We start from the raw sequence: 21,932 nt of genomic DNA, 5'->3' as shown, positions 1-21,932 counted from the left end.
ACTATTTCAAACCAAACTATCAGCAACACGCAAACCAAAGATGAATAGCGTGGTAACCGTAACTAGGACACTGAGGATGCTAGATCTACGTGTTTTCGTCGTCGGTTCGCCATGACGACCGGGTGTGCGAGACAATGAGGACATGGCATATTCTTCCTCCCCTAATAACGGTCGATCTGGCGGAGAGCGGCGAGGTCAGGGCCGTAAGGGATGGTCCGGTAAGTCGGGCAGACGCGGCGGTTGGAACTCGAATGGTCGTGGCGGGGGCGCACGTCGTGACGGTGGTGGATCGTGGTCCGGTAGTCGCGGTCACGGACGCGGGGAAGACGGCGGTAACCGGCGTCGCGATGGCCAAGGATCTGGGTATCGTCGCTGGGACAAGGACCGTCAGGGCAATCACGGGGACTTTAAGAGGGGACATCGCAAGAACTTCCGTAATGATCGTCGCCATGGTGATCGGCCGGATCGTCGCAGCGATGAGGCTTTGGCGGACGAGAAAGTGACCTCAGCCGCCGATGAGCCTATGGCTCCGTTAGACTTTGATGAGAAGGCGCTACCTGCGTCGGTGCGCGCGGAGCTGCGCGGTGTTCCAGCTGATACCGCTCACATCATCGAAGGGCATTTGGTCGCTGCTGCTGAGCTGCTCGACGAGGATCCGGCTCAGGCTAACGCTCATGCTCAAGCGGCTCGTCGACACGCTCCACGACTACCTGTACTGCGTGAGGTGGCTGCAGATACTGCGTACCAGGCCGGTGAGTACTCGTCGGCCCTCAACGACTACCGTGCGCTTCGCCGCATGACTGGTAATGACAACTTCTTACCGGTAATTGCTGACTGCGAGCGCGCCCTCGGGCGTCCCCAAGCCGCTTTACGTCTCATTCGAGAGGGTTTGGAAGCCGAGTTGTCCCCCTCACAGCGGGTCGAGCTGGTATTGGTGCAGGCGGGTGCCCGTCGTGATCTTGACCAGAAAGCTGAGGCCGTCCGGTTGCTCCGCGACGCCGTGAAGAATCTCAAGGCGCCTACGGAGGCTACCGCTCGTCTGCACTATGCGTATGCCGAGAGTTTGCTCGAAGACGGGGACACCGAGGGGGCGCGAAAGTGGTTTGTGTCTGCCCGCAGCCACGATCCCGCCAATTTCTTGGACTGCCAGGACCGCATCGACATTCTTGACGGCAAAGACCCAAGTGAGGCTCCGGAGGCTGCCGACGACATGGTTTTCATCGAGACGGACGACGGGGAGGCCCAGCAATGAGTGGCGCTCTCATCGACGGGTATGACGCTGCTCTTTTTGACCTGGATGGAGTCGTCTATCTGGGACCTCACGCCGTACCGGCCGCCCCGGAGACGATTGCGGAACTGCGTCGTAGAGGGGTGAAGGTTGGTTTCGTTACCAACAACGCAGCCCGTTCGGCAAGAGTTGTGGCTCAGCATTTGACAGATATCGGTATTCCTACGGATACCAGCGATGTCGTCACCTCGGCTCAGGCCATCGCAGATCTCGCGGCTGAGAGGCTGCCGGACGGGGCTAAGGTGCTTGTCGTTGGCACTGAGGCGTTGCGCGAGGAGGTGCAAGCTCGCGGGTTCGTCCCAGTGGGTTCGGCGCAGGACGATCCGGTGGCCGTCATTCAGGGTTACGACCCGCACATCGAGTGGTCTTTGTTGGAGGAAGCAGGATTCGCTCTGCAGGCCGGAGCCACATGGTACGCGGCCAATCCGGACATCACCCGTCCCACTGATCGCGGGATCGTCCCCGGGATCGGCGCTCAACTTCAGGTTGTTTCGACATCCTGTGAGGCTGAACCAGTGATCGCCGGCAAGCCTTACCGTCCGTTGTTAGAGGCCACCGTTTCGCGTCTGCGGTGTAAAACTCCGATTTTCGTTGGGGACAGGCTGGACACCGACATCCGTGGTGCCAATGCGATGGGGATGGACTCCTTGTTCGTCTTTACCGGAGCTCATGGCGTCGCCGATCTGTTGGCGGCAACGCCTGAGGAGCGACCGCATAACATCGCGGCCGACCTGTCGGGCCTTTTGGAGCCGGAACGGGAAGTTGAGGTGTCGCACGAACACGCCCGTTGTGGTGACGTTGAGGTCTCATTGACGACTGGCGGCGATGTTATCGCGACCGATGTGCCCACCGATGTCTCCGGACAGCTTGACACGGTAATGGCCATGATGGGCCTGATCTATCAATCCAGCGCAACTGTTCCCGACAAGCCTGCGGAGCCATTCGACAAGCTACACTGAACGGTGTTCAATTAATCCTGGCGGCCGACAACCGGGGCGGTCGCTTCATCCCGCGTTGGGAGGAACACCAATGTCGTCACATAAAGGCTTTCAGGCTACTGATCTGGCACTCATCGCCGTGTTCGCGGCTCTCATCGCAGTGCTGGCCGTCATCCCACCGATATTCATGGTGGGGGCGGTACCTTTCGCTTTGCAGATGATTGCGATCATGCTGACACCGATGGTTCTGGGCAGCGTCCGCGGCGGATGTGCCGTGGCGCTGTACATCCTCGTCGGCGCGTTGGGGCTTCCGGTCTTCAGCGGAGGCTCCAGCGGAGTCGGCGTTCTCATCGGCCCAACCGGAGGCTACTTGTGGGGCTGGTTGCTGGGAGCGTTTGTGTCGGGCGCAGTGGCGACGGTGGTGCTGCGTCGGCGTCCACGCAAGTCAATGCTTCCAGTGTGGCTGTTCCTTGTCGCACTTGTGGACCTGGTGGTGGTCTACCTCGGCGGTGTCCTCGGGTTGATGGGTTTTGCGAAGCTGAGCCTTAATGCGGCGCTGACTACCAATGTCGCGCTTTTCGGGCTGGACTTGGTTAAGGCCATTCTGGCCTGTCTCATTGCTACTGCTGTGCTGACCGCGTTCCCCCGTTTCATGCCGTGATTGAGTTCAGGAATGCAGGCCTCGACGTTGATGAGTATGACGTCGAGGGTCATCGTCGGTGTGTGACGGTCCTGAGCGGGGTTAACCTCACCTTGTCTGAGCGGCGGGTGGGTGTGGTCGGTCCCAACGGGGCTGGCAAGTCGACCTTGCTCAAACTCGTCAATGGCTTGATGGAGGTCACCAGCGGCACCGTCACCGTGGATGGAATTGATCCGACGATTGACGGCAAAGCTGCGCGGCGACGGGTGGGATACATCTTCACCAACCCCATGAGTCAGCTTGTCATGTCAACCCCTATCGCTGACGTCGAGTTGTCCTTGCGTCAGCGCATCCGCGACCGCGCTGAACGTCACGAAACCGCCATGAGAATCCTGGCTGGCCAGGGGCTAGAGGACATAGCCGGGCGCAGTGTTCATGCCCTGTCAGGTGGAGAGCGGCAGTTGGTGTCTTTGGCGAGTGTTCTTGCCGTGGAACCCTCGGTCATCCTCGCTGACGAGCCGACGACCCTGCTGGATCTGCGTAATCGAGAGATGGTTCGCCACGCCTTTGAACGTCTCGAGCAACAGATTCTGTGCTGCACCCATGATCTTGAGCTGGCGGCGTCGTTCGATCGAGTGTTGGCGGTCGAGGGAGGCCGGGTAGTTGATGACGGCGATCCCAAAGAGGTGATCGCGAGATATCGCAGACGAATGATGATCGAGGGACAGTCGCGATGAAGGCTGATGTCTCGACTTTCTTGGGCGGTTATCGTCCTGGCCACAGCCTGGCTCACCGGATGCCGGTCTGGCTGAAATATCTGCTCGTCCTGGTCGTTGGCGTCACCCCATTCTTTGTCAAGAAATGGTGGTTCTCCCTGAGTTGTTTGGTGATGGCCATAGCTATTGACGTGGTTGTTGCCAAGATGTCAGTCCGCACTGCGCTGTCTATTGGTGTACCACTGTGGATTGCAAACGCCCTCATCCTTGCGTACCACTGCGTGTTCACCACTTGGCAGCGAGGAGTGATTTACGTCGCGGGGCTGCTCGCGTGTTTATATATTGCTCGTTTGGTCACCTGCACAACAGATCCTGGTGCTCTTATGGATGTCATCGTCACGATGGTGCATCCGTTACGTCCGCTGGGGGCCAAGCCCGAGAAGTTTGCGCTCACCCTGGCGTTGATGTGGACCACAATTCCTTACCTCATTGGTTCGGTGGGGCAGGTGAGGGAGGCCGCCAGAGCTAGAGGACTGGAGCGTTCCAGCTGGAGATTCCTTATCCCGATGTTCATCGGTGCAGTGGGCCATGCCTTGGAGATGGGAGAGGCCCTCAAAGCTCGCGGTCTCGGTGACGAGGAGTGAACGCACCAGAACACCATATGGTCAAAGTGTGAGACGCCAGAAATGGGTAGCTGGCGGCGCGGAAGTTGGCGACCTTCATATTCGAGGCGCATGGTCCCATTAGTTATCCCAGCGGTCAGTATCCGTTTTTCCTGTCGGCGGGTAAGACTCAACGGCCAGTTTTTCGCGCGATTTGCAGCTGAAAACTGTAGGTTCCCTGATTGCGGGTAGGCCACGTCAGTGGGAGGTGGCAGGCTTAGCGCGTGAGACTCGACCAGGCCCTCGTCAATGCCGGACTTGTGCGTTCGCGCACTTTAGCCACGCGCCTGGTTCGAGAAGGGCGGGTGACCGTCAACGGAGTTGTCGTCATCAAACCCGCCACGAAGGTCAACGAGTTCGACGCTTTGACTGCCGAGGAGGAGGTGTGGGTCTCCCGAGCTGCTCACAAACTCCTCGCAGCTTTGGACACCCTGGGCGTCAACGTTCCCGCCCGTGTCCTTGACGCCGGAGCCTCAACCGGTGGATTCACTCAGGTTGTGCTTTCGCGGGGAGCCCAACTCGTTCACGCCGTCGACGTCGGTCATGACCAGCTCTCTACGGTGCTACGCGACGATCCAAGGGTGATTGTTCACGAAGGACTCAACCTGCGCGACCTCACTCCTGATGACCTGATGATGGACGGGACCTTCGAGCCGATGGAACTGGTGGTCGGCGACGTTTCCTTCATCTCCCTCACAATGATTATGGAACCCCTGTCGGCAGTGATGAGCGCGAACGGGCTCATGTTGTTGTTGGTCAAGCCTCAATTCGAAGTGGGACGCAAGGCCCTTGGTGCCCACGGTGTCGTCACTAATCCACAGCTACGCGCTCAGGCTGTTGCCACCGTCATTGATAAGGCTGACCATTTGGGATGGTCAGTGCGTGACGAGTGCGATAGCACCTTGCCTGGTCAAGACGGAAACGTTGAACACTTCGTTCTGTTGGAACGGTCTGGTCGTCGAAAGAGGATCTGACTGGTCGTACCGGACCGCTACTGTGGTGACGTGAACGACACGAGCCCTTCTCGATATGTTGTCGTCGTCACCCATGCCACTCGTGACGACGCTTTTGACGCGGCTGCTGAGTTCATCGCGGAGATGGATACCAGGAGCATTAACTGTGCCGTTCCCGACGACCAGGTTGAGCCGATGGCAAAGAAGTTGCCTGGAACTGTGGTCCAGGGACTCGCAAAGCTCAACCATGAGGCGGAGGTTGTCGTTGTCTTCGGTGGGGACGGCACGATCCTCCGGGCCGCCGAGTGGTCCCTGCCGCGTCACGTCCCCATGATTGGTGTCAATCTGGGCCATGTCGGATTCCTTGCTGAACTCGAACGCTCCGACATGGCAGATCTGGTCAACAAGGTCTGTTCACGCGACTACACCATTGAGGATCGCCTGGTCCTCAAAGTCACCGTCACCGAGCACGCCGGGCAGCATCGCTGGAACTCTTTCGCCCTCAATGAGCTGTCCTTGGAAAAAGCAGCACGACGGCGCATGCTCGACGTGCTGGCGTCGGTGGACGAACTGCCAGTACAACGCTGGAGCTGCGATGGGATCCTGGTCTCCACCCCTACTGGATCCACTGCCTATGCGTTCTCCGCCGGCGGCCCAGTGATGTGGCCCGATCTCGACGCCATGCTTATGGTGCCAGTCAACGCCCACGCCCTTTTTGCCCGTCCTCTTGTCATGAGCCCAGCTGCTCGCGTCGACCTTGACGTTCAGCCCGACGGGTCCGAATCGGCGGTGTTGTGGTGTGACGGACGCCGTTCCTGCACGGTGCGACCGGGGGAGAGGATTACCGTCGTGCGTCATCCCGATCGGCTGCGGATCGCTCGCTTGGCCGCACAACCGTTCACCTCTCGTCTGGTCAAGAAATTCGAGCTGCCGGTCAGCGGGTGGCGTCAAGGGAGAGGACGCAACCATGCGGGGGAGAACTTGTGATTCATAGTGTTCGGATTCGCGGGCTGGGCGTCATTGACGAAACCGTTCTGGAACCGTCTCCCGCGCTGACGGCGGTGACCGGCGAGACAGGGGCCGGCAAGACGATGGTGGTTACTGGTATCGGGCTGCTGCTGGGGGACAAGGCCGACACTGGACTGGTCCGCCGAGGTCGTGATCGCGCGGTTGTCGAAGCCGTCCTTGACGCTCCTGACGCAGGGCACATTCATGACTTGGGCGGAACAGTTGAAGACGATGAAGTTATCTGTGCCCGCCACATCACGACGCGCCGTTCCCGGGCCTTGCTGGGGGGAGCCCAGGTTACTGCCAGCCAGTTGGCCCAGGTTGTTGGAGACCAGGTGACCATTCATGGCCAGTCCGAGCAGGTCCGGCTGGTGGATGCCTCGCGTCAACTCGACGTCGTAGACCGTGCCGCCGGGAACAAACTGGCAGATCAGTTGAGTCGACATTCCGAGTTATGGGCGCACTTTCGCACTGCGTCCCAGCGACTGCGTCGTCTCAATGAGGATCGTGCCGGGGCTGAGATGGAACGCGAGGTGCTCTCACGTCGGGTCAGAGAGGTCGACGCCGTGGACCCACAACCCCACGAGGACGATGACCTCATCGCCGAGATGGCCGATCTGCAAGCGGCTCAATCAATTCGAGACGCGCTGCGCAGGGCCGACACCCTTATCAACGGTCTGGAAACTTCGAGCGGACCTCAACCGGGAGCGCTGGCTTTGTTGGAGCAGGCTGTCCACGAGCTCGACGGCACCGGAGACGTCGATCCGGAGGCTGCTGAGCTGGCAGAGCGCGCCCGTCAGATGTCGTATGACATGACTGATCTCGCCGCCTCGGTGGCCGGCCATGCGGCCCATGCTGAGTCCGATCCGCAGCGTCTGGAGGAATTGGGCGGACGGCTAGCCGCGATTCAGCACCTGTTGAGATCTCGCACGACGACCCTTGATGATCTGCTCGAGACCACCGCTGCTGATCGACAACGACTTGCTGAACTTGATCCTGCTGCCACTGACCTCGATGTTCTGGGCCGACAAGTGGAGCAGTTACGGTCCCAGTTGCGGGAATCTGCCGACCGTATTAGCGCTGTTCGACGTCGCACAGCTGTACGGTTGGCCGCCGAGGTGAAGCCGGAGTTGGCGGCTTTGGCCATGCCGCAGGCTCGGCTGGAGTTTCGTGTCGAACCAGCCCCGATGGGGCCACGCGGGGCCGACGCAGTGACGATCATGCTGGCAGCCAACCCCGGGGCGGACCCGGCACCGCTGTCCAAAGCAGCCTCAGGTGGAGAGCTTTCGCGGGTGCGACTTGCTCTGGAGGTCGTTGCCGCGCAAACCCAGACCCCGCAAACCTTCGTCTTTGACGAGATTGACTCGGGAGTCGGTGGGGCTGTGGGTATCGAAATTGGACGGCGGCTGCGGCAACTGGCACGACGTCACCAGGTCATTGTCGTCACCCACCTGGCTCAGGTTGCCGCTTTTGCCGACAGACACGTCGTCATCACAAAGGCCTCCGACGGAGCTGTTACGAGTTCAGGTTTGCGAGAGGTGAGTGGGTCTGACCGCGAGGTCGAGTTGTCCCGGATGATGAGTGGAATGGTGGATTCGGAATCAGGTCTGGAGCACGCTCATGATTTGTTGCATGAGGTGGCTGGGCAAGGCTGACATGGTGAGGCGGAATGCCTGTTAGTCGAGCTGCCTTGGCCGAAACCGTGGATCATCCGTTAGGCTGGAGGTCCGTGGGCACCGACAATCACTCCAGCAAGCACGTTTTCGTTACCGGAGGAGTCGTCTCCTCCTTGGGGAAGGGGCTCACGGCCTCCTCCCTTGGGTCTCTTCTCAAGGCTCGTGGCCTCAAGGTTACGATGCAGAAACTTGATCCCTATCTCAATGTCGATCCGGGGACGATGAATCCATTCCAGCACGGGGAGGTTTTTGTCACAGAGGACGGTGCTGAGACTGACCTGGACATCGGCCACTACGAGCGGTTCCTTAACGAGAACTTGTCTGGACAGGCCAACGTCACCACCGGCAAGGTTTATTCTGCGGTGATCGCGAAGGAGCGTCGCGGTGACTACCTGGGTGACACCGTCCAGGTGATTCCTCACATCACCAACGAGATCAAGGAACGTATGTTGGCGATGGAGGAGGGCAATCCTGACGTCGTCATTCATGAGATCGGCGGCACCGTCGGCGATATCGAGTCGCTGCCGTTCTTGGAGGCTGCCCGCCAGGTTCGCCACGAAATCGGTCGGGAGAATGTGTTCTTCCTGCACGTGTCCTTGGTTCCCTACATCAAGCCGTCCGGTGAGATGAAGACCAAGCCCACCCAGCACTCCGTGGCGGCCCTACGGGAAGTCGGTATTCAGCCTGACGCCATTGTCTGTCGCGCCGAGCGCCCGCTGGGCAAAGGTATCAAAGCCAAGATTGCCCTGATGTGTGACGTTGAAGGCCAGGCTGTCGTGTCCTGTCCGGACGCTCCGTCGATCTACCTCATTCCCAAGGTTTTGCACCGTGAGGGCCTCGATGCCTATGTGGTGCAGAAGCTCAGTCTGTTCTTCCGCGACGTCGACTGGACGACGTGGGATGATCTGCTGGATAGGGTCCGTAAACCGCGTAGTGAGGTGACGGTGGCGCTGGTCGGCAAGTACATCGACCTGCCGGACGCCTACCTGTCTGTGACGGAGGCTCTGCGGGCCGGCGGATTCGCCAACAAGGCCAAGGTGAATATTGTGTGGGTGGCTTCGGACTCCTGTGCGACCTCCGACGGTGCTGCCCGGCAGCTCAAGGATGCCGACGCTATCTGTGTCCCCGGCGGATTCGGTATCCGTGGCGTTGAGGGCAAAATCGGTGCTATCCGCTACGCCCGCGAGCACAAGGTGCCCTTCCTCGGGCTGTGCCTGGGTATGCAGTGCGCGGTCATCGAGGTCGCTCGCGACCTGGCAGGTATCGAGAACGCTGCCTCCAGCGAGTTCGACCCGCAGACTCCCGACCCTGTCATCGCGACGATGGCTGAGCAGGTCGACGCTGTGTCCGGCAAGGGAGATCTGGGCGGCACCATGCGTCTGGGGGCATACCCAGCCAAGCTGGCCAAGGATTCCTTGGTGGCTGAGCTCTACGGCACGACGACGGTCTCCGAGCGTCACCGGCACCGCTACGAAGTCAACAATGCCTACCGAGAGCGTCTCGAGCAGGCAGGTTTGCGGATCAGCGGTACCTCTCCTGATGGGGGTCTGGCGGAGTTTGTGGAACTCGATCGTCAGGTCCACCCGTATTTCGTCGCGACTCAGGCCCATCCCGAGCTGAAGTCTCGTCCGACCCATGCCCATCCGCTGTTCCGTGGACTTATCGCTGCCGGTATTGAGCACGCCAAAGCCGCTGGCAAGCCCAAAGAGGCTGCCATCAAGGAGGCTGAGAAGTGAATCACCAGCGCTGGGACCACGACGAATGCTGGCAGGTTGTTGACCACCAGGTGAAGGCGACCGGTCGGGTATGCGACTTCGTCGATGACGCGGTCGTCACCCCGTCGGGGGAGCACATCAATCGTCAGTACATGAGTCATCCCGGCGCGGTGGGCATTATCGCCCTTGACGACCAGGACCGTGTCGCGGTGGTCAGACAGTATCGCCACCCGGTGCGGATGGTGCTTGTTGAGCCTCCCGCCGGCCTGCTTGACGTCGAGGGCGAGGACTTTTTGGCAGCAGCCCAGCGCGAACTGGCCGAGGAGGCCATGCTGGCAGCTGATGATTGGCGCATTCTGGTTGATATCGTCACCACTCCGGGAGGGTGTCAGGAATCCTTGCGGATTTACTTGGCTCGTGGACTTCACAAAGCGCCACGCCCCGACGGTTTCGTGTTGGAGGGTGAGGAAGTGTCGATGAAGGCCGGATGGGAGCCACTGGACGATCTTGTCGAGGCGATCTATGCCGGAGACTGCCAGTCACCGACCTTGGTTACCGGAGTCATGGCTCTTGACCTGGCCCGTCGTAGTGGCCGGATCGATCAGCTGCGTCCTGCTGATTCGCCGTGGCCGATTCGTCAGCGTCCCGGTGGCATTAATGGAGTTCTTTCCGCGTGACGTCGTGCGTCGGTGACCAGGCCGAGGATTATTTGCGCCATCTGGTCGTCGAGCGAGGATTGTCCGACAACACGGTCCAGGCTTATCGGCGCGACCTTGCACGCTATGAGGACTTTCTTGATTCGCGCGGGATACGCTCTTTGCGGCAGGTGACCCGCGTCGACGTTGAGGAATTTCGTCGACATCTTGGCGATCTGGAATTGGCACCAGCATCGGTGACCCGGTGTTTGGTTGCGGTGCGCAACCTCCATCGCTTTGCGACCGGTGTTGGGCAAACCTCCACCGACGTTACTGCCGGGATTTCTCCGGGAACTCGCTCTCGCAGACTGCCCAAAGCTCTCTCCGTGGAGCAAGTCGAAGCGCTGTTGGCGGCACCTGATACCGAGACAGTTGAAGGCTTACGCGACGCTGCCTTGTTGGAATTGCTCTATGGCACGGGGGCGCGTGTCTCGGAAGTGTGTGCCCTCGACGTTGATGACATCCGTCCGGTCCTCGATGATCCAGATCTGGGGCTGAGAATCATCGGCAAAGGTAACAAAGAGCGCATCGTCCCGCTGGGTAGTTACGCCGCGAAAGCGGTACATGCATGGCTGGTGCGTGGGCGTCCATCCTGGGCTGGAGTCGGGAATGGCGATCATGCTCTACTGCTCAACACGCGGGGGCGGAGGCTGTCTCGGCAATCAGCGTGGGCGGCTATTCGTCGGGCCGGACAGGCGGCGGGCCTGAACGTTGAACATTTGTCACCGCACAGTTTGCGTCATTCCTACGCCACCCACTTGCTTGACGGCGGGGCTGACGTGCGAGTGGTGCAGGAGTTGTTAGGTCATTCTTCGGTGACGACGACCCAGATCTACACCTTGGTGACCGCAGACCACCTCAGGGAGGTCTATCGGTCTTCCCACCCACGGGCGGTGTGACATATCCCCATCGACCGGTAAGGCTCAGGCCTGTGGTGAGCGTTGGAATGAAGGATTCTTCTGAAGGCGGCCAGAGGTGCTTGACCAGGGTGATAACGGCTTATGACAACCCACGAGCGAGTGTGAGTAGCGTCATTCACGTGGCGAAGACATCTACGCTGTGGCTCGATTGTCTGATCTGCCCACTATCGTTAATGGAAGCACGGAGTCTTTCCGTGATGCCGAGAGGAAGGTCACCACGTGTCCGAGACAGACCCTGAACCGCTGTTCCGCGTCCCCGGGCCGGGCCGGGAGGCCCAGGAGGCTGCCGAGAACTCCGTCGGTCCGACCGGACGCCCGTTGCCCGACCTTCCTGAACCGACGCCGGTTCCCGATGGCCCGAAACACGCCACCGTTATCTCGATGTGTAACCAGAAAGGTGGAGTCGGCAAGACCACCACGACGATCAACCTGGGTGCCGGTCTCGCGGAATATGGCCGCAAGGTGCTGCTGGTCGATTTTGATCCGCAGGGGTCCCTGTCGGTGGGGTTGGGAATCAACCCACATACTCTCGACAAGTCGATCTACACCCTCCTGATGACCCGGGACGACGACATCCACGATGTCATTCAGCCCACCGAGACCGAGGGGATGGATCTTCTACCAGCCAATATTGACTTGTCGGCGGCAGAGGTACAGCTGGTCAGCGAGGTGGCTCGCGAGCAGACCCTCAAGCGAGTCATTGATCGAGTCCGCGACGAATACGACTTGATCCTGATCGACTGCGCGCCTTCGCTCGGGTTGCTCACCATCAACGCTCTGACCGCCTCTGACTACGTCATCATGCCGCTGGAGTGTGAGTTCTTTGCGCTGCGCGGTATCGCCCTGCTCACCGACACCATCGAAAAAGTGCAGGATCGTCTCAACCCAGATCTGGAAATCCTTGGCATCCTTGGCACGATGTTCGATGCGCGTACCCTCCATGCGCGCGAGGTTATGGAGCGCGTCGTCCAGGCTTTCGGAGACGTCGTCTTCCACACCGTTATCAAGCGCACCATCAAATTCCCCGAGACGACCGTTGCCGGAGAACCGATCACTACGTACGCCTCTTCGTCATCGGGGGCTCAGGCCTATCGCGATCTGGCTAAGGAGGTTCTGGCCCGATGCCGCGACGAGTGAGCCTGCCAGGGGCCAACGAGCTTTTCCGGCCGACCACTGATACCCACGAACCGCAGCAGGCAAAATCCTCCAAGAAGACGACGGCTAATCCGTCCCAGCCCAGTTCTGCTGGGCGACGACGCGCAGGTAGCGGGAGAGTCCGCCATGATGAGAAGATCACCGTCTACGTTTCCACCGAGGAACTCATTGCTCTGGAGACCGCCAGACTGACTCTGCGATCCCGGGGAGTCAACGCCGACCGTGGCCGTATTGTGCGCGCCTCGGTCGCCATGGCCTTGGCCGATCTGGAGGAGAATGGTCAGGACTCCCAACTGGCCCGTCTCCTCACCACTGACTGAATAAGGAACGATATGAGCGACGAGCAAGGCATCCGGCTTCAAAAGGTGCTGGCCCAAGCCGGGCTGGCGTCCCGCCGTGGCGCAGAACAGATGATTGCGGATGGACGAGTTGAGGTGAACGGTGAACTCATTATTGAGCAGGGCCGACGCGTCGACCCCGAGCGAGACGAGATTCGCGTCGACGGATCCCGCATTCCTACCGCGCGACGTCACGTGTACTACGTCCTGAATAAACCGCAAGGTGTGGTGTCAACAATGGACGACCCAGAGGGCCGGCCCTGTCTGTCCGACATCGAGGGCGTTCCACATGGCATTCGCCTCTTTCACGTCGGGCGGCTCGACACCGAGACCTCAGGTCTTATTCTGCTGACCAACGATGGCGAATTTGCTAACCGTATGACTCACCCGTCGTATAAGGTGCTCAAAACATACCTGGCTGATGTTGAGGGCCGAGTCACTGACAAGGTCATCCGCCGTCTGACCAAGGGCATTACTTTGGAGGACGGCCCGGTCAAGCCCGACGCCGTCCGACTTGTGCAGGCCGAAGAGGAACACTCCTTGGTTGAAGTCAGCCTTCACGAGGGCCGAAATCGGATCGTGCGCCGCATGATGGACTCGGTTGCTCACCCGGTGCGTCGACTGTCGCGAACCGCGATTGGTCCGGTGCGACTAGGGCGTTTGGGACGCGGCGATATGCGCGAACTCACCCGCGATGAACTGGGGAAGCTTCTCGACCTGGTCGAATTGTGAGGCTGCGCTGAACACAAGACTTTGTCATCGGCACGGCTCGGGTAGGGTTACGCAGGTGACTTCGAATAAGCATCGTCTGGTCAGCGCCGCCGCACTTGCCGCCGTAGTGTGTGTGTCGTCACTGGCTCTCGCCTCGTGCAGCAAATCATCCACTGACGCCACTCCCTCCCCGAGTGCCTCTCCAAGCGCCTCGGTTTCGACTTCTGCGAGCGCCAAGGCCTCGGCCACTCCGACCAAGAAACCAACCATGGTCACGAACTTGGATCAGATCAAGGTTTCCGGTGAGGACGGCAAGGCGCCCAAGATTGAGGGGGCCTGGCCGCTGGCAATCGCCAAGACCCAGTCGAAGGTGCTCAAGAAGGGCAACGGGGAGACGGTCAACAAGAACGCCACCGTCAAGGTGAATTATGTTGGCGTCAACGCGCGCACCGGCAAGATGTTCGATTCCTCCTACCAGCGTGGAGCTACCGTGGACTTCCCGTTGGCCGAAGGTGCTGTGATTCCGGGGTTCTCCAAGGGTCTCACCGGTAAGCACGAGGGCGACCGAGTACTCATCATGATCCCGGGGTCCGACGGCTACGATTCCCAGGGCGGTGCTCCGCAGGCCGGCATTATGAAGGGTGATTCCCTGATTTTCGTGGTCGACATTGTGGGTGTACCGCTGACGAAGGCTAAGGGTGCGGCTGTCACTCCGGCGTCGGGACTGCCGACCGTCAAGGAGGTTCAGGGAGTTCCCGTCGTGACAATCGGCAACGCCAAGAAGCCGTCGAAGCTGGTGGTTCAGCCCCTCATCAAGGGAGATGGCAAAAAGGTCACTGGCAATGACGCGATTGACGTCAAATACCGCACCTATGCCTGGTCGACAAAGGAACTCATCGAGGATGGGTTCTCCGAGCAAGCCATTACCGGTTCCATGACTTCGGTCATTTCGGGGTGGAAGAAAGGCTTGACCGGTCAGACTGTCGGTTCGCGAGTACTGCTCATCGTCCCGCCAGCCGATGCCTATCCGAATGGCAACACCAATCCGCCGGTGAAGAAGGGCGAGACCTTGGTGTATGTCATCGACATTCTCTCGGCTCAGAAAGAGTCCTGAGACACCGAACTAAGTCGCTGACTCGTCGGTCCTGTGATGACAGGGAATTCATGCGCCGTCACACCTCGTCAAGGGAAAGGACTGCGTCGCTCCACCATCCCACCGGGCCGTCGAGACGAGCAGAATCCAGTGGGGTTGTGATCGCCGGGGGAGTGGGAGGAGTGAGAGCTGCAGCACCGATGAGCTCATGGGGGTCACTGACCTCTGGGAGTGCCAAGGATCGACACAGCCATGCCAGGATTCGGCTGCGGTCGATCCCGCAATGAATCAAGTCAGTCAGCCCTACAGCTCCTGCTGACTTCGAAAGACGCTTCCCCGCCGGGCCTGTGACGAGACCTGTGTGTGCATAGGTGGGCGCGTCAAACCCCAACAGTTCGGCCAGATGAGACTGACGTGGTGCCGAGGACCACAGATCCCTGGCTCGAACCACCTGATCGACTCCTTGGAGTCCATCGTCGACGACGACCGCGAGGTTGTATGCGGGAGTGCCGTCATTGCGTACCAGGACGAGATCATCGACTCGTCCCCGGCAACGTCCCCGAGCCAGATCGGTGACCTCATAAGAATCGGCGTTGCTGGCCAGACGGATGGCTGGCGGGCGCTTTATCGCACGCTGTTGACGCTGAGAGGCGGTCAAGAATCGGCACGTGCCCGGATAGGGCCGCCAATCAGCCTCATTAGGAGCTGTGGCCGCTGCCGCGATCTCCTTACGAGTGCAATAGCAGGGGTATGTCTGCAAGCCAGATACGGCGTCTGTATAGAGATCGAGGCGCTTCGACTGCCGAACGACCGGCCCGTCCCAATCGATTCCGAGTGTTTCCAAGTCCCGTAACTGCGTCGAGGCGATGTTTCCGGCAGCTGCTACTCGCGCCTGGTCCAGATCCTCAATACGCACCACGAACCGTCGTCCTGAGGAGCGGGCCAGCAGCCAGGCTGCCAACGCGGTGCGGAGGTTTCCCAAGTGCAAAGCCGAGGTAGGGGATGGGGCGAATCGCCCCGCTGCCGCCGATGGCTGCGCTACGGAATGGATCGCGGCAAAATCGGTCACGAAGGGCAGTGTAGGCAATTGGTGCCACGGAAGACATGGGTAGGCTGTAATGCTGGAAGGAGGGTGCCGATGGCTGCGCAGCGTTCGGAAAGGTTGGTCAACCTCGTTATAGCTCTCCTGGTCACCGATCGTCCCCTCACCCGTGCGCAACTGCGCGACATGATCGAGGATTACCGCAAGGTCTCCGAGGTCGCTTTCCAACGCTCCTTTGAGCGTGACAAGGAGGAACTGCGTCGCATTGGCATAACGGTGGAGTCCGTGACCCTCGACACCTTCTTCGGCGACGAGGTCGGCTACCGTATTCCCCGCGCTGATGTCGAGCTACCTCCTGTGCAGTTCACCCAGGCCGAGGCCGACGCTCTGGCCACTGCGGCGAGGGTGTGGCGCGAATCCGTTCTCGACGAATCCTCCACCTCAGCCTTGGTGAAGCTACGCGCTGCTGGTGTTGAGCCCGACACCGAAGCCGGTATTGCCACACAGGTTGTCACCGGAGCTGACGCGCCATCATTTTCCGATTTGTGGCGCGCCACCATCGATCGATCCCGGGTGAAGTTTGGGTACCGAGGGGGTAAGCAGCGTACCGTCGACCCGTGGCGTATGGCTTTGCGACGCGGTCGGTGGTACCTCGTCGGACGTGACGTCGACCGCGACGAGCCACGACTGTTCCGGCTGTCGCGAATCAGTTCGGCGGTGACGACCGTCGGGGAACCCGGTGCCGTCACCAGCCCGGAGCCTGAGGTCATTGAGGCCCACCTTAATCGTCTGGAACCGCCGGAACCTGAGGAGGTCGACGTCACTATGGCCGTCGCTCCCGGTGTGCGTTTGGGAGTGATGACGACTCGTGCGCAGTGGAATGAACCGGTACCCGAAGGCTACGAGGTGGTCACCGGCTGTTTCGGCGGATATGACGAGGCTGCCACCGCAGTGCTGCGTGCGGGGGGACGCATCATCCTGCTGGCCCCTGAGGAGGCTCGCACAGTTCTGGCAGAGCGTATTCAGGCGGTATTGCGGTTGGAGGAGGGTTCCTCATGACCGCACGTACTGATACCGCGCGCCTGCTCGCGCTCATTCCATATTTGCGTTCCCATCCCGGAGTCGCCGTCACCGAGGTTGCTCGGGTTTTCGGTGTCAGCACTGATCGAGTGATCGCGGATCTCAAGATTCTCTGGATGGTCGGCTTGCCAGGCGGTATGCCTGACGATCTGATCGACATTGACATGGACGCGGTCGACTCCGATGGCACGATCACGATCACGAATGCTGACGCGCTGCCGCGTCCCATGAGGCTGACCCCTGACGAGGCATGGTCGTTGCTGGCCGCGTTGCAGGTCATCGCCGATCTGGCAGACGACACCGTCCGTCCAGCCGTGGAATCCGCAGTTGAGAAACTGCGGCAAGTGTGTCCGCAATCTGGTCCAGACCCGGTGGAGGCTAGCCTGGAGGCCGATTACGATCCGCGCTCAGAGTGGTTCACTGGGGCTTGCGCCAACAAGTGGCGCATTGAGATCGTTCACAAACGAGGCGACGATCCGACTCCGCACACCCAGATAGTCGACCCGGTCCGAGTCGAGGTTCGCGACGGTCATCGTTATCTCGTCGGGTGGTCGATGTCTCGCAAACAGTGGCGAACCTGGCGCCTCGACCGCATTGTGACAGGCAAGAGGGTGGGACACGCCACAAATCATGGCCGTCCCCCTAAGACACTTCAGTGGTTTTCTGATGTCGTCGACGAGGTGACGCTGACCCTCGCCCCGCAGGCCGGGTGGGTTGCTGAATACCATCCAGTTCGGCACGTCGACAAGGATGCCGACGTGTGGAAGGTGACGTTCGCTGTTGCCTCACCGACCTGGCTGGCTGAACTCATGGTTGGTCTGGGATCCGATGTCCTTGCCGTAGATCCGCCGCGTGCGGCAGCCCCAGCGATTCAGCTGGCACGCGCGGCGGCCCTGGCCAATGGCATTGAGGTGCCCGACACTGAGGTGTCCAACGGTATTGAGGTGTCGCAGAGCGAGACCGGGGGTGAATCCTGATGTGGTGGGTGTGGGTCCTGGTGTTCGCTTTTCTGCTGTTCATCGTCGAGATCGTGGTTGGCCCAATCTGGTTGTGGCGCAAGGTTGCTGCGCTGATGGGCGACGTAGAACGGGCGACCGGCAGACTCGATGAATTGGCTCACATTCTGGAGGATCTCGACACCACTGCTAATAAGGGGCCGGGAAGGTCCAAGGTATCGTAATCGGCGTGGTAGCCTGAACGCCGATCGTCGAGTTGGTGACTGCCCTGTGTGGTACGGGGTTAGGTGCCAGCCAAGTCTGAAAGGAGAGCCGCAATGGCTCCTCTGCTCATCGCGAATGAGATGACCATCCTCATCATCGTCGTCCTCGCGCTTGTTCTTTTCGGCGGTTCCCGCATCGCCGGCGTCGGTAAGGGTGCCGGTCGCGCCATCCGTGAATTCAAGGAAGAGACCGCCGGCCTCGACAAAGGCAAAGATAAAGAGGCCGAAAAGGACATCAAGGCCGTCGAGGCTGACGTCGCCAAGGACCAAAGTAAGCCGACAGAGTGACTCATGGCCACGGATACTCCGGTCGAGCAGGCTGAGAGCGAGCAGGATCACCGTCGATTCGCGCGGTTCCGCCCGCCCCAGGCTGGGGAGGGCGGCACAATGTCGCTCCTGGACCATATTCGGGAGCTCCGCTACCGGATCATCGTGTCGTTCATCGCGGTGGTCATCACAAGCTCCGTGGCTTTCGTGTTTTACCGGCCGTTGGTTGAGATCGTCATGTATCCCTACCAGCAGGCCGCCCATGCGATCAAAGCAAAAAACCCGACGGCTTCACTGCAGGTCGTCAATACCGGTGTAGCCGCCCCGTTTCTGTTGAACTTGAAGGTGGCCATTGTTGCCGGACTCATCGCCGCCTGCCCCGTCTGGCTGTACCAAATCTGGGCTTTCATCGTTCCGGGCCTGCTGGTCAAGGAGAAGAAATGGGCAATGCGATTCTTGGGGTCGGCCATCCCGCTGTTCTTGATTGGTTCAGCGCTGGGGTACTGGGTTCTTCCCAAGGGTATCGCCCTGATGTTGAATTTCACCCCGGACGGCATGGGTATCACCAACCTCCTGGACATGAATGCTTTCCTGGCTCTGGAAATACGTGTCATCCTGCTCTTTGGGGTGAGCTTCCTGCTGCCAGTGGTCCTGGTTATGCTCAATTTGATTCACGTACTGTCGTCGGCCCAGTTGAAAGCGGCTCGTAAGTGGTCCATTTTTGGTTTCTTCTGCCTGGGTGCCTTCGTCAATCCGTCGGGTGACCCCATCTCCATGTGTGCCCTCGCTGTCCCGTTGAGTGTGATGTACGTGATTGCTGAGTGGATATGCCGCACCAACGAACGCAAACACAAGACTGACGACATGGGAATCGACAAGTCCGAATTCGAGATTCAGGTTGACTGAGACGGGCTAGTTCACGCGGCAGGGGCTGCTGTACCGCGACACGACTACTGGTCAGCTTTGGATGGTGTCGTTGTCGGCTTGCTCTGACGGTCGTACCTGGTCGCTAGGTTGGAAGTATGAGCGAGACTCTTGACCGGTTCATCGCAGCCTTGTCCTTTGAACCCGACGACTACCAGGTGGAGGCCTGTCAGGATCTCGACGACGGCGCAGGCGTGTTGGTGGCGGCCCCCACAGGTGCTGGCAAGACAGTGGTCGGGGAGTATGCCACTGATCTGGCTCTGGCCTCGGGTCTGAAGTGCTTCTACACCACCCCCATCAAGGCGTTGTCGAACCAGAAATTCCATGATCTCGTGGCTCGTCACGGCGAGGACCAGGTGGGTCTGCTGACCGGTGACACCACTATTAACCCGCAAGCCCCGGTGGTCGTCATGACGACCGAGGTGTTGCGGAACATGATCTATCGGAATTCCCGCACCCTCGACACCTTGGGATGGGTGGTTCTTGACGAGGTGCATTATTTAGCTGATCGTTTCCGTGGCCCGGTGTGGGAGGAGGTCATCCTCGGTCTGGATCCGCAGGTCAAGATTGTCGGACTCTCAGCGACCGTCTCCAATGCTGAGGAATTCGGAGAATGGCTTGACGAGGTGAGAGGGGATGTTCGGGTCGTAGTCTCCGAACGTCGTCCTGTCCCGTTGACCCAGCACGTGGCCGTCGGGCGACGTCTCCATGATCTGTTCGATCCGAGCCGCCACAACGAGGTTAATCCGGAGTTGGTCGCCATCGCCAAGGAGGAGTCCAGGTTCCACCGTGACGACTCTCGTCGCCCCCGAGGTCGCTCTGGTAAGGGGAAACGCAGTGTCTCTTATGGCAGTGGCAAGTTTGGGGGAGCCTCTGCCCAGCGTCGCGGACCAGGCGGGCGTGACAGACCGCGCGGTCCTCGCAATCAGCCCAGTCGTATCCAAGTCGTGCGATCCCTTCAGAAAGCCAACTTGCTGCCCGCCATCATCTTCGTGTTCTCACGAGCCGGGTGCGATGCCGCAGTGAGCCAGTTGCTCAACACCGACGTGGTGCTCACGAGTGGCCAGGAGGCCCACCAGCTGCGCCGTATCGCCGAACGCCATGGCCAGGGGCTGACTGACGAAGAGCGCCGTGCGGTGGGCTGGAACCATTTCGTGGCGGCCTTCGAACGCGGAATTGCCGCCCATCACGCCGGATTGTTGCCGGTACTTAAAGCCATTGTCGAAGAAGGGTTCGCCGCAGGGTTCCTCAAAGTCGTTGTTGCCACGGAAACGTTGGCCTTGGGTATCAATATGCCTGCCCGCACCGTCGTGTTGGAAAAACTGGTCAAGTACAACGGTCAGACCCATGCGGACATCACCCCGGGTGAATACACCCAGCTCACTGGCCGCGCTGGACGTCGTGGTATCGACACCCAAGGACACGCCGTGGTGTGCTGGCAGGCCGGTATGGACCCTCGGGCGGTGGCAGGGTTAGCTTCTCGACGCACCTATCCGCTCAATTCGGCCTTCGTCCCGACCTATAACATGGCCGTCAACCTCGTTGGGTCCATGGGGCGTGACAAAGCGCGCAGGCTGTTGGAGCATTCCTTTGCCCAGTTCCAGACTGATCGCAGGCTGGGAGGTTCAACGGTGCGCAGCCGTCGGACCCAAGCCGAGATTGACAGTTACCTCAAAGCTGCCCACTGCGACCACGGCGACTTCGTGGAGTACGCGCGTATGCGTGAGGAGATTCGCGAACTGGAACACGAGCAGGCTCGTCTGCGCAAGGCGGACAAAACCGCCCAGGTCGCCGATTCCCTGTCCCGTCTCGATCCTGGCGACGTCATCGCGGTACCTTCTGGTCCGCACGCCGGATGGGTTGTTGTCGTCGATCCCGGTACCCATGGCAGGCGGCGTCCACACCCGCTCGTCATGACCCCGAATCGTACGATGATTCGCCTCGGTCATGAGGATATTGACGCCCCCGTCAACAGGGTTGCCGGAGTCCAGGTTCCGCGCCATTTCCACCCAGGAAATCAGGCGGATCGGCGGTCCTTGGGCAAGGCTTTTGACCGAGTACTCACCAGATTGACAGAGCCGGTTATCCAACCGAGACGCCCTGAAGTGGACGCTGAATTGGCTGAGCGCATCAGCGACCTGAGGACTCGAATGAGGCACCATCCTTGCCACTGCTGTCCAGATCGGGAATCCCACGCTCGCTTCGCCGAGCGTGCCATGAGGCTAATGCGGCGCAGCGAAAGGGAGCTGGCGAAAGCGCGTGCCAAGGCTACGTCCATTGCGACCCAGTTTGAACGAATTGTGCTCGTTCTAGAGGCGCTGGGATACCTCGGGGAAGGGGGCCAAGAGGTCACCGACGCTGGCCGAATGCTGTCAGGAATCTATTCCGAACTCGACCTTGTGACAGCCGAGGCCATTCGGCGTGGTGTTTTCGACGAGTTGGACTGTCCCCAGCTGGCTGCGGTGTTGTCGACCATTGTTCATGAATCCCGCCCTGGCGATCGCGGCCACCTGCACCGGATGCCCGATCACACCAGCGAGTCTGCAGAATCCCGGCTTCGCGCCGTGCGTGCTGAGATCGGCTTACTGGAGCGCGATCACCGTATCGAGCGCCCCCGTGATCTGGACATCGGGTTCGCGGAAACGGCCTATGCCTGGGCTGCCGGGGCCGGATTGGAGACTGTGCTTGACGACATGAGTGCCGGCGACTTCGTGCGGCGGGTGCGTCAGGTCTGCGATCTGGCAGGTCAGATCGCTCATGCCGGAGTTTCTGAGGAGCTCGCCCATACCTGCCGACAGGTGGTGGGGGCTATGCAGCGTGGTGTTGTCACTCTGGACCAAGAGGAGTAAGGCCGTCGCAGCCGGTCACAATCAGTGGCGGTAGCCTGTGGCC

The 21,932-nt window shown here is 60.2% G+C and carries 22 protein-coding genes; 21 read left to right on the top strand and 1 reads right to left on the bottom strand.

What is annotated here, in order from left to right:
- Positions 1 to 142 precede the first annotated feature (142 nt).
- From Q4B98_RS03710 to Q4B98_RS03640, 15 genes are all read left to right on the top strand, one after another.
- Entirely contained in the window at positions 143 to 1,252 is a 1,110-nt protein-coding gene (locus Q4B98_RS03710) for a hypothetical protein (protein ID WP_303195509.1), read from the top strand.
- Positions 1,249 to 2,247, top strand: coding sequence for an HAD-IIA family hydrolase (locus tag Q4B98_RS03705; RefSeq protein WP_303195508.1), 999 nt, complete (start codon positions 1,249 to 1,251; stop codon positions 2,245 to 2,247). The genes Q4B98_RS03710 and Q4B98_RS03705 overlap by 4 nt, the downstream gene beginning before the upstream one ends.
- Positions 2,248 to 2,317: 70 nt before the next feature.
- Positions 2,318 to 2,887 (top strand): biotin transporter BioY, encoded by a 570-nt coding sequence (locus Q4B98_RS03700; protein WP_303195506.1) that lies wholly within the window; start codon positions 2,318 to 2,320, stop codon positions 2,885 to 2,887.
- On the top strand, positions 2,884 to 3,603 hold the full coding sequence (locus Q4B98_RS03695) for an energy-coupling factor ABC transporter ATP-binding protein (protein WP_303195505.1): 720 nt from the start codon (positions 2,884 to 2,886) through the stop codon (positions 3,601 to 3,603). Before Q4B98_RS03700 ends, Q4B98_RS03695 begins: the two co-directional genes overlap by 4 nt.
- On the top strand, positions 3,600 to 4,226 hold the full coding sequence (locus Q4B98_RS03690) for an energy-coupling factor transporter transmembrane protein EcfT (RefSeq protein WP_303195503.1): 627 nt from the start codon (positions 3,600 to 3,602) through the stop codon (positions 4,224 to 4,226). The genes Q4B98_RS03695 and Q4B98_RS03690 overlap by 4 nt, the downstream gene beginning before the upstream one ends.
- 242 nt (positions 4,227 to 4,468) lie before the next feature.
- Complete coding sequence (locus tag Q4B98_RS03685; RefSeq protein WP_303195501.1) at positions 4,469 to 5,218, top strand: TlyA family RNA methyltransferase; 750 nt, start codon at positions 4,469 to 4,471, stop codon at positions 5,216 to 5,218.
- A 30-nt stretch (positions 5,219 to 5,248) separates the two neighbouring features.
- Positions 5,249 to 6,184, top strand: coding sequence for an NAD kinase (locus Q4B98_RS03680; RefSeq protein ID WP_303195499.1), 936 nt, complete (start codon positions 5,249 to 5,251; stop codon positions 6,182 to 6,184).
- Positions 6,181 to 7,860: a DNA repair protein RecN gene (gene recN, locus Q4B98_RS03675; protein ID WP_303195498.1), complete on the top strand. Its 1,680-nt coding sequence runs from the start codon at positions 6,181 to 6,183 to the stop codon at positions 7,858 to 7,860. Before Q4B98_RS03680 ends, recN begins: the two co-directional genes overlap by 4 nt.
- 74 nt (positions 7,861 to 7,934) lie before the next feature.
- On the top strand, positions 7,935 to 9,617 hold the full coding sequence (locus Q4B98_RS03670; RefSeq protein ID WP_303195497.1) for a CTP synthase: 1,683 nt from the start codon (positions 7,935 to 7,937) through the stop codon (positions 9,615 to 9,617).
- Positions 9,614 to 10,273 carry an NUDIX domain-containing protein gene (locus Q4B98_RS03665; protein ID WP_303195496.1) on the top strand — a complete coding sequence of 220 codons (660 nt, stop codon included), beginning with the start codon at positions 9,614 to 9,616 and terminating at the stop codon, positions 10,271 to 10,273. The genes Q4B98_RS03670 and Q4B98_RS03665 overlap by 4 nt, the downstream gene beginning before the upstream one ends.
- Complete coding sequence (locus tag Q4B98_RS03660) at positions 10,270 to 11,190, top strand: site-specific tyrosine recombinase XerD (RefSeq protein ID WP_303195495.1); 921 nt, start codon at positions 10,270 to 10,272, stop codon at positions 11,188 to 11,190. The genes Q4B98_RS03665 and Q4B98_RS03660 overlap by 4 nt, the downstream gene beginning before the upstream one ends.
- Positions 11,191 to 11,430: 240 nt before the next feature.
- Entirely contained in the window at positions 11,431 to 12,348 is a 918-nt protein-coding gene (locus tag Q4B98_RS03655; RefSeq protein ID WP_303195494.1) for a ParA family protein, read from the top strand.
- Positions 12,333 to 12,686 carry a hypothetical protein gene (locus Q4B98_RS03650; RefSeq protein WP_303195493.1) on the top strand — a complete coding sequence of 118 codons (354 nt, stop codon included), beginning with the start codon at positions 12,333 to 12,335 and terminating at the stop codon, positions 12,684 to 12,686. Before Q4B98_RS03655 ends, Q4B98_RS03650 begins: the two co-directional genes overlap by 16 nt.
- 12 nt (positions 12,687 to 12,698) lie before the next feature.
- A complete protein-coding gene (locus Q4B98_RS03645; protein ID WP_303195491.1) occupies positions 12,699 to 13,436 on the top strand; it encodes a pseudouridine synthase in 738 nt (245 codons plus the stop codon).
- Positions 13,399 to 14,529, top strand: a complete 1,131-nt coding sequence (locus tag Q4B98_RS03640) for an FKBP-type peptidyl-prolyl cis-trans isomerase (protein ID WP_368492286.1) — start codon at positions 13,399 to 13,401, stop codon at positions 14,527 to 14,529. Before Q4B98_RS03645 ends, Q4B98_RS03640 begins: the two co-directional genes overlap by 38 nt.
- Before the next feature lie 58 nt (positions 14,530 to 14,587).
- Here Q4B98_RS03640 and gluQRS read toward each other — a convergent pair whose 3' ends face one another.
- On the bottom strand, positions 14,588 to 15,577 hold the full coding sequence (gene gluQRS, locus Q4B98_RS03635) for a tRNA glutamyl-Q(34) synthetase GluQRS (protein ID WP_303195489.1): 990 nt from the start codon (positions 15,575 to 15,577) through the stop codon (positions 14,588 to 14,590).
- 69 nt (positions 15,578 to 15,646) lie between these two features.
- Between gluQRS and Q4B98_RS03630 the strand changes: the two genes are divergently transcribed.
- From Q4B98_RS03630 to Q4B98_RS03605, 6 genes are all read left to right on the top strand, one after another.
- Positions 15,647 to 16,609: a YafY family protein gene (locus Q4B98_RS03630; RefSeq protein ID WP_303195488.1), complete on the top strand. Its 963-nt coding sequence runs from the start codon at positions 15,647 to 15,649 to the stop codon at positions 16,607 to 16,609.
- Positions 16,606 to 17,607, top strand: a complete 1,002-nt coding sequence (locus tag Q4B98_RS03625) for a WYL domain-containing protein (protein WP_303195486.1) — start codon at positions 16,606 to 16,608, stop codon at positions 17,605 to 17,607. The genes Q4B98_RS03630 and Q4B98_RS03625 overlap by 4 nt, the downstream gene beginning before the upstream one ends.
- Positions 17,607 to 17,810, top strand: a complete 204-nt coding sequence (locus Q4B98_RS03620) for a hypothetical protein (RefSeq protein ID WP_303195485.1) — start codon at positions 17,607 to 17,609, stop codon at positions 17,808 to 17,810. The genes Q4B98_RS03625 and Q4B98_RS03620 overlap by 1 nt, the downstream gene beginning before the upstream one ends.
- 93 nt (positions 17,811 to 17,903) lie before the next feature.
- Positions 17,904 to 18,137, top strand: a complete 234-nt coding sequence (locus Q4B98_RS03615; protein ID WP_303195483.1) for a twin-arginine translocase TatA/TatE family subunit — start codon at positions 17,904 to 17,906, stop codon at positions 18,135 to 18,137.
- Positions 18,138 to 18,140: 3 nt separating this feature from the next.
- Positions 18,141 to 19,022: a twin-arginine translocase subunit TatC gene (gene tatC / locus Q4B98_RS03610; protein ID WP_303195482.1), complete on the top strand. Its 882-nt coding sequence runs from the start codon at positions 18,141 to 18,143 to the stop codon at positions 19,020 to 19,022.
- A gap of 116 nt (positions 19,023 to 19,138) precedes the next feature.
- Positions 19,139 to 21,889, top strand: a complete 2,751-nt coding sequence (locus Q4B98_RS03605; RefSeq protein ID WP_303195481.1) for an RNA helicase — start codon at positions 19,139 to 19,141, stop codon at positions 21,887 to 21,889.
- Positions 21,890 to 21,932: the final 43 nt, after the last annotated feature.

The sequence above is a fragment of the Cutibacterium sp. genome, assembly GCF_030525615.1.
Lineage (GTDB): Bacteria > Actinomycetota > Actinomycetes > Propionibacteriales > Propionibacteriaceae > Cutibacterium.
This window is presented reverse-complemented; position numbering and strand designations above follow the sequence as displayed.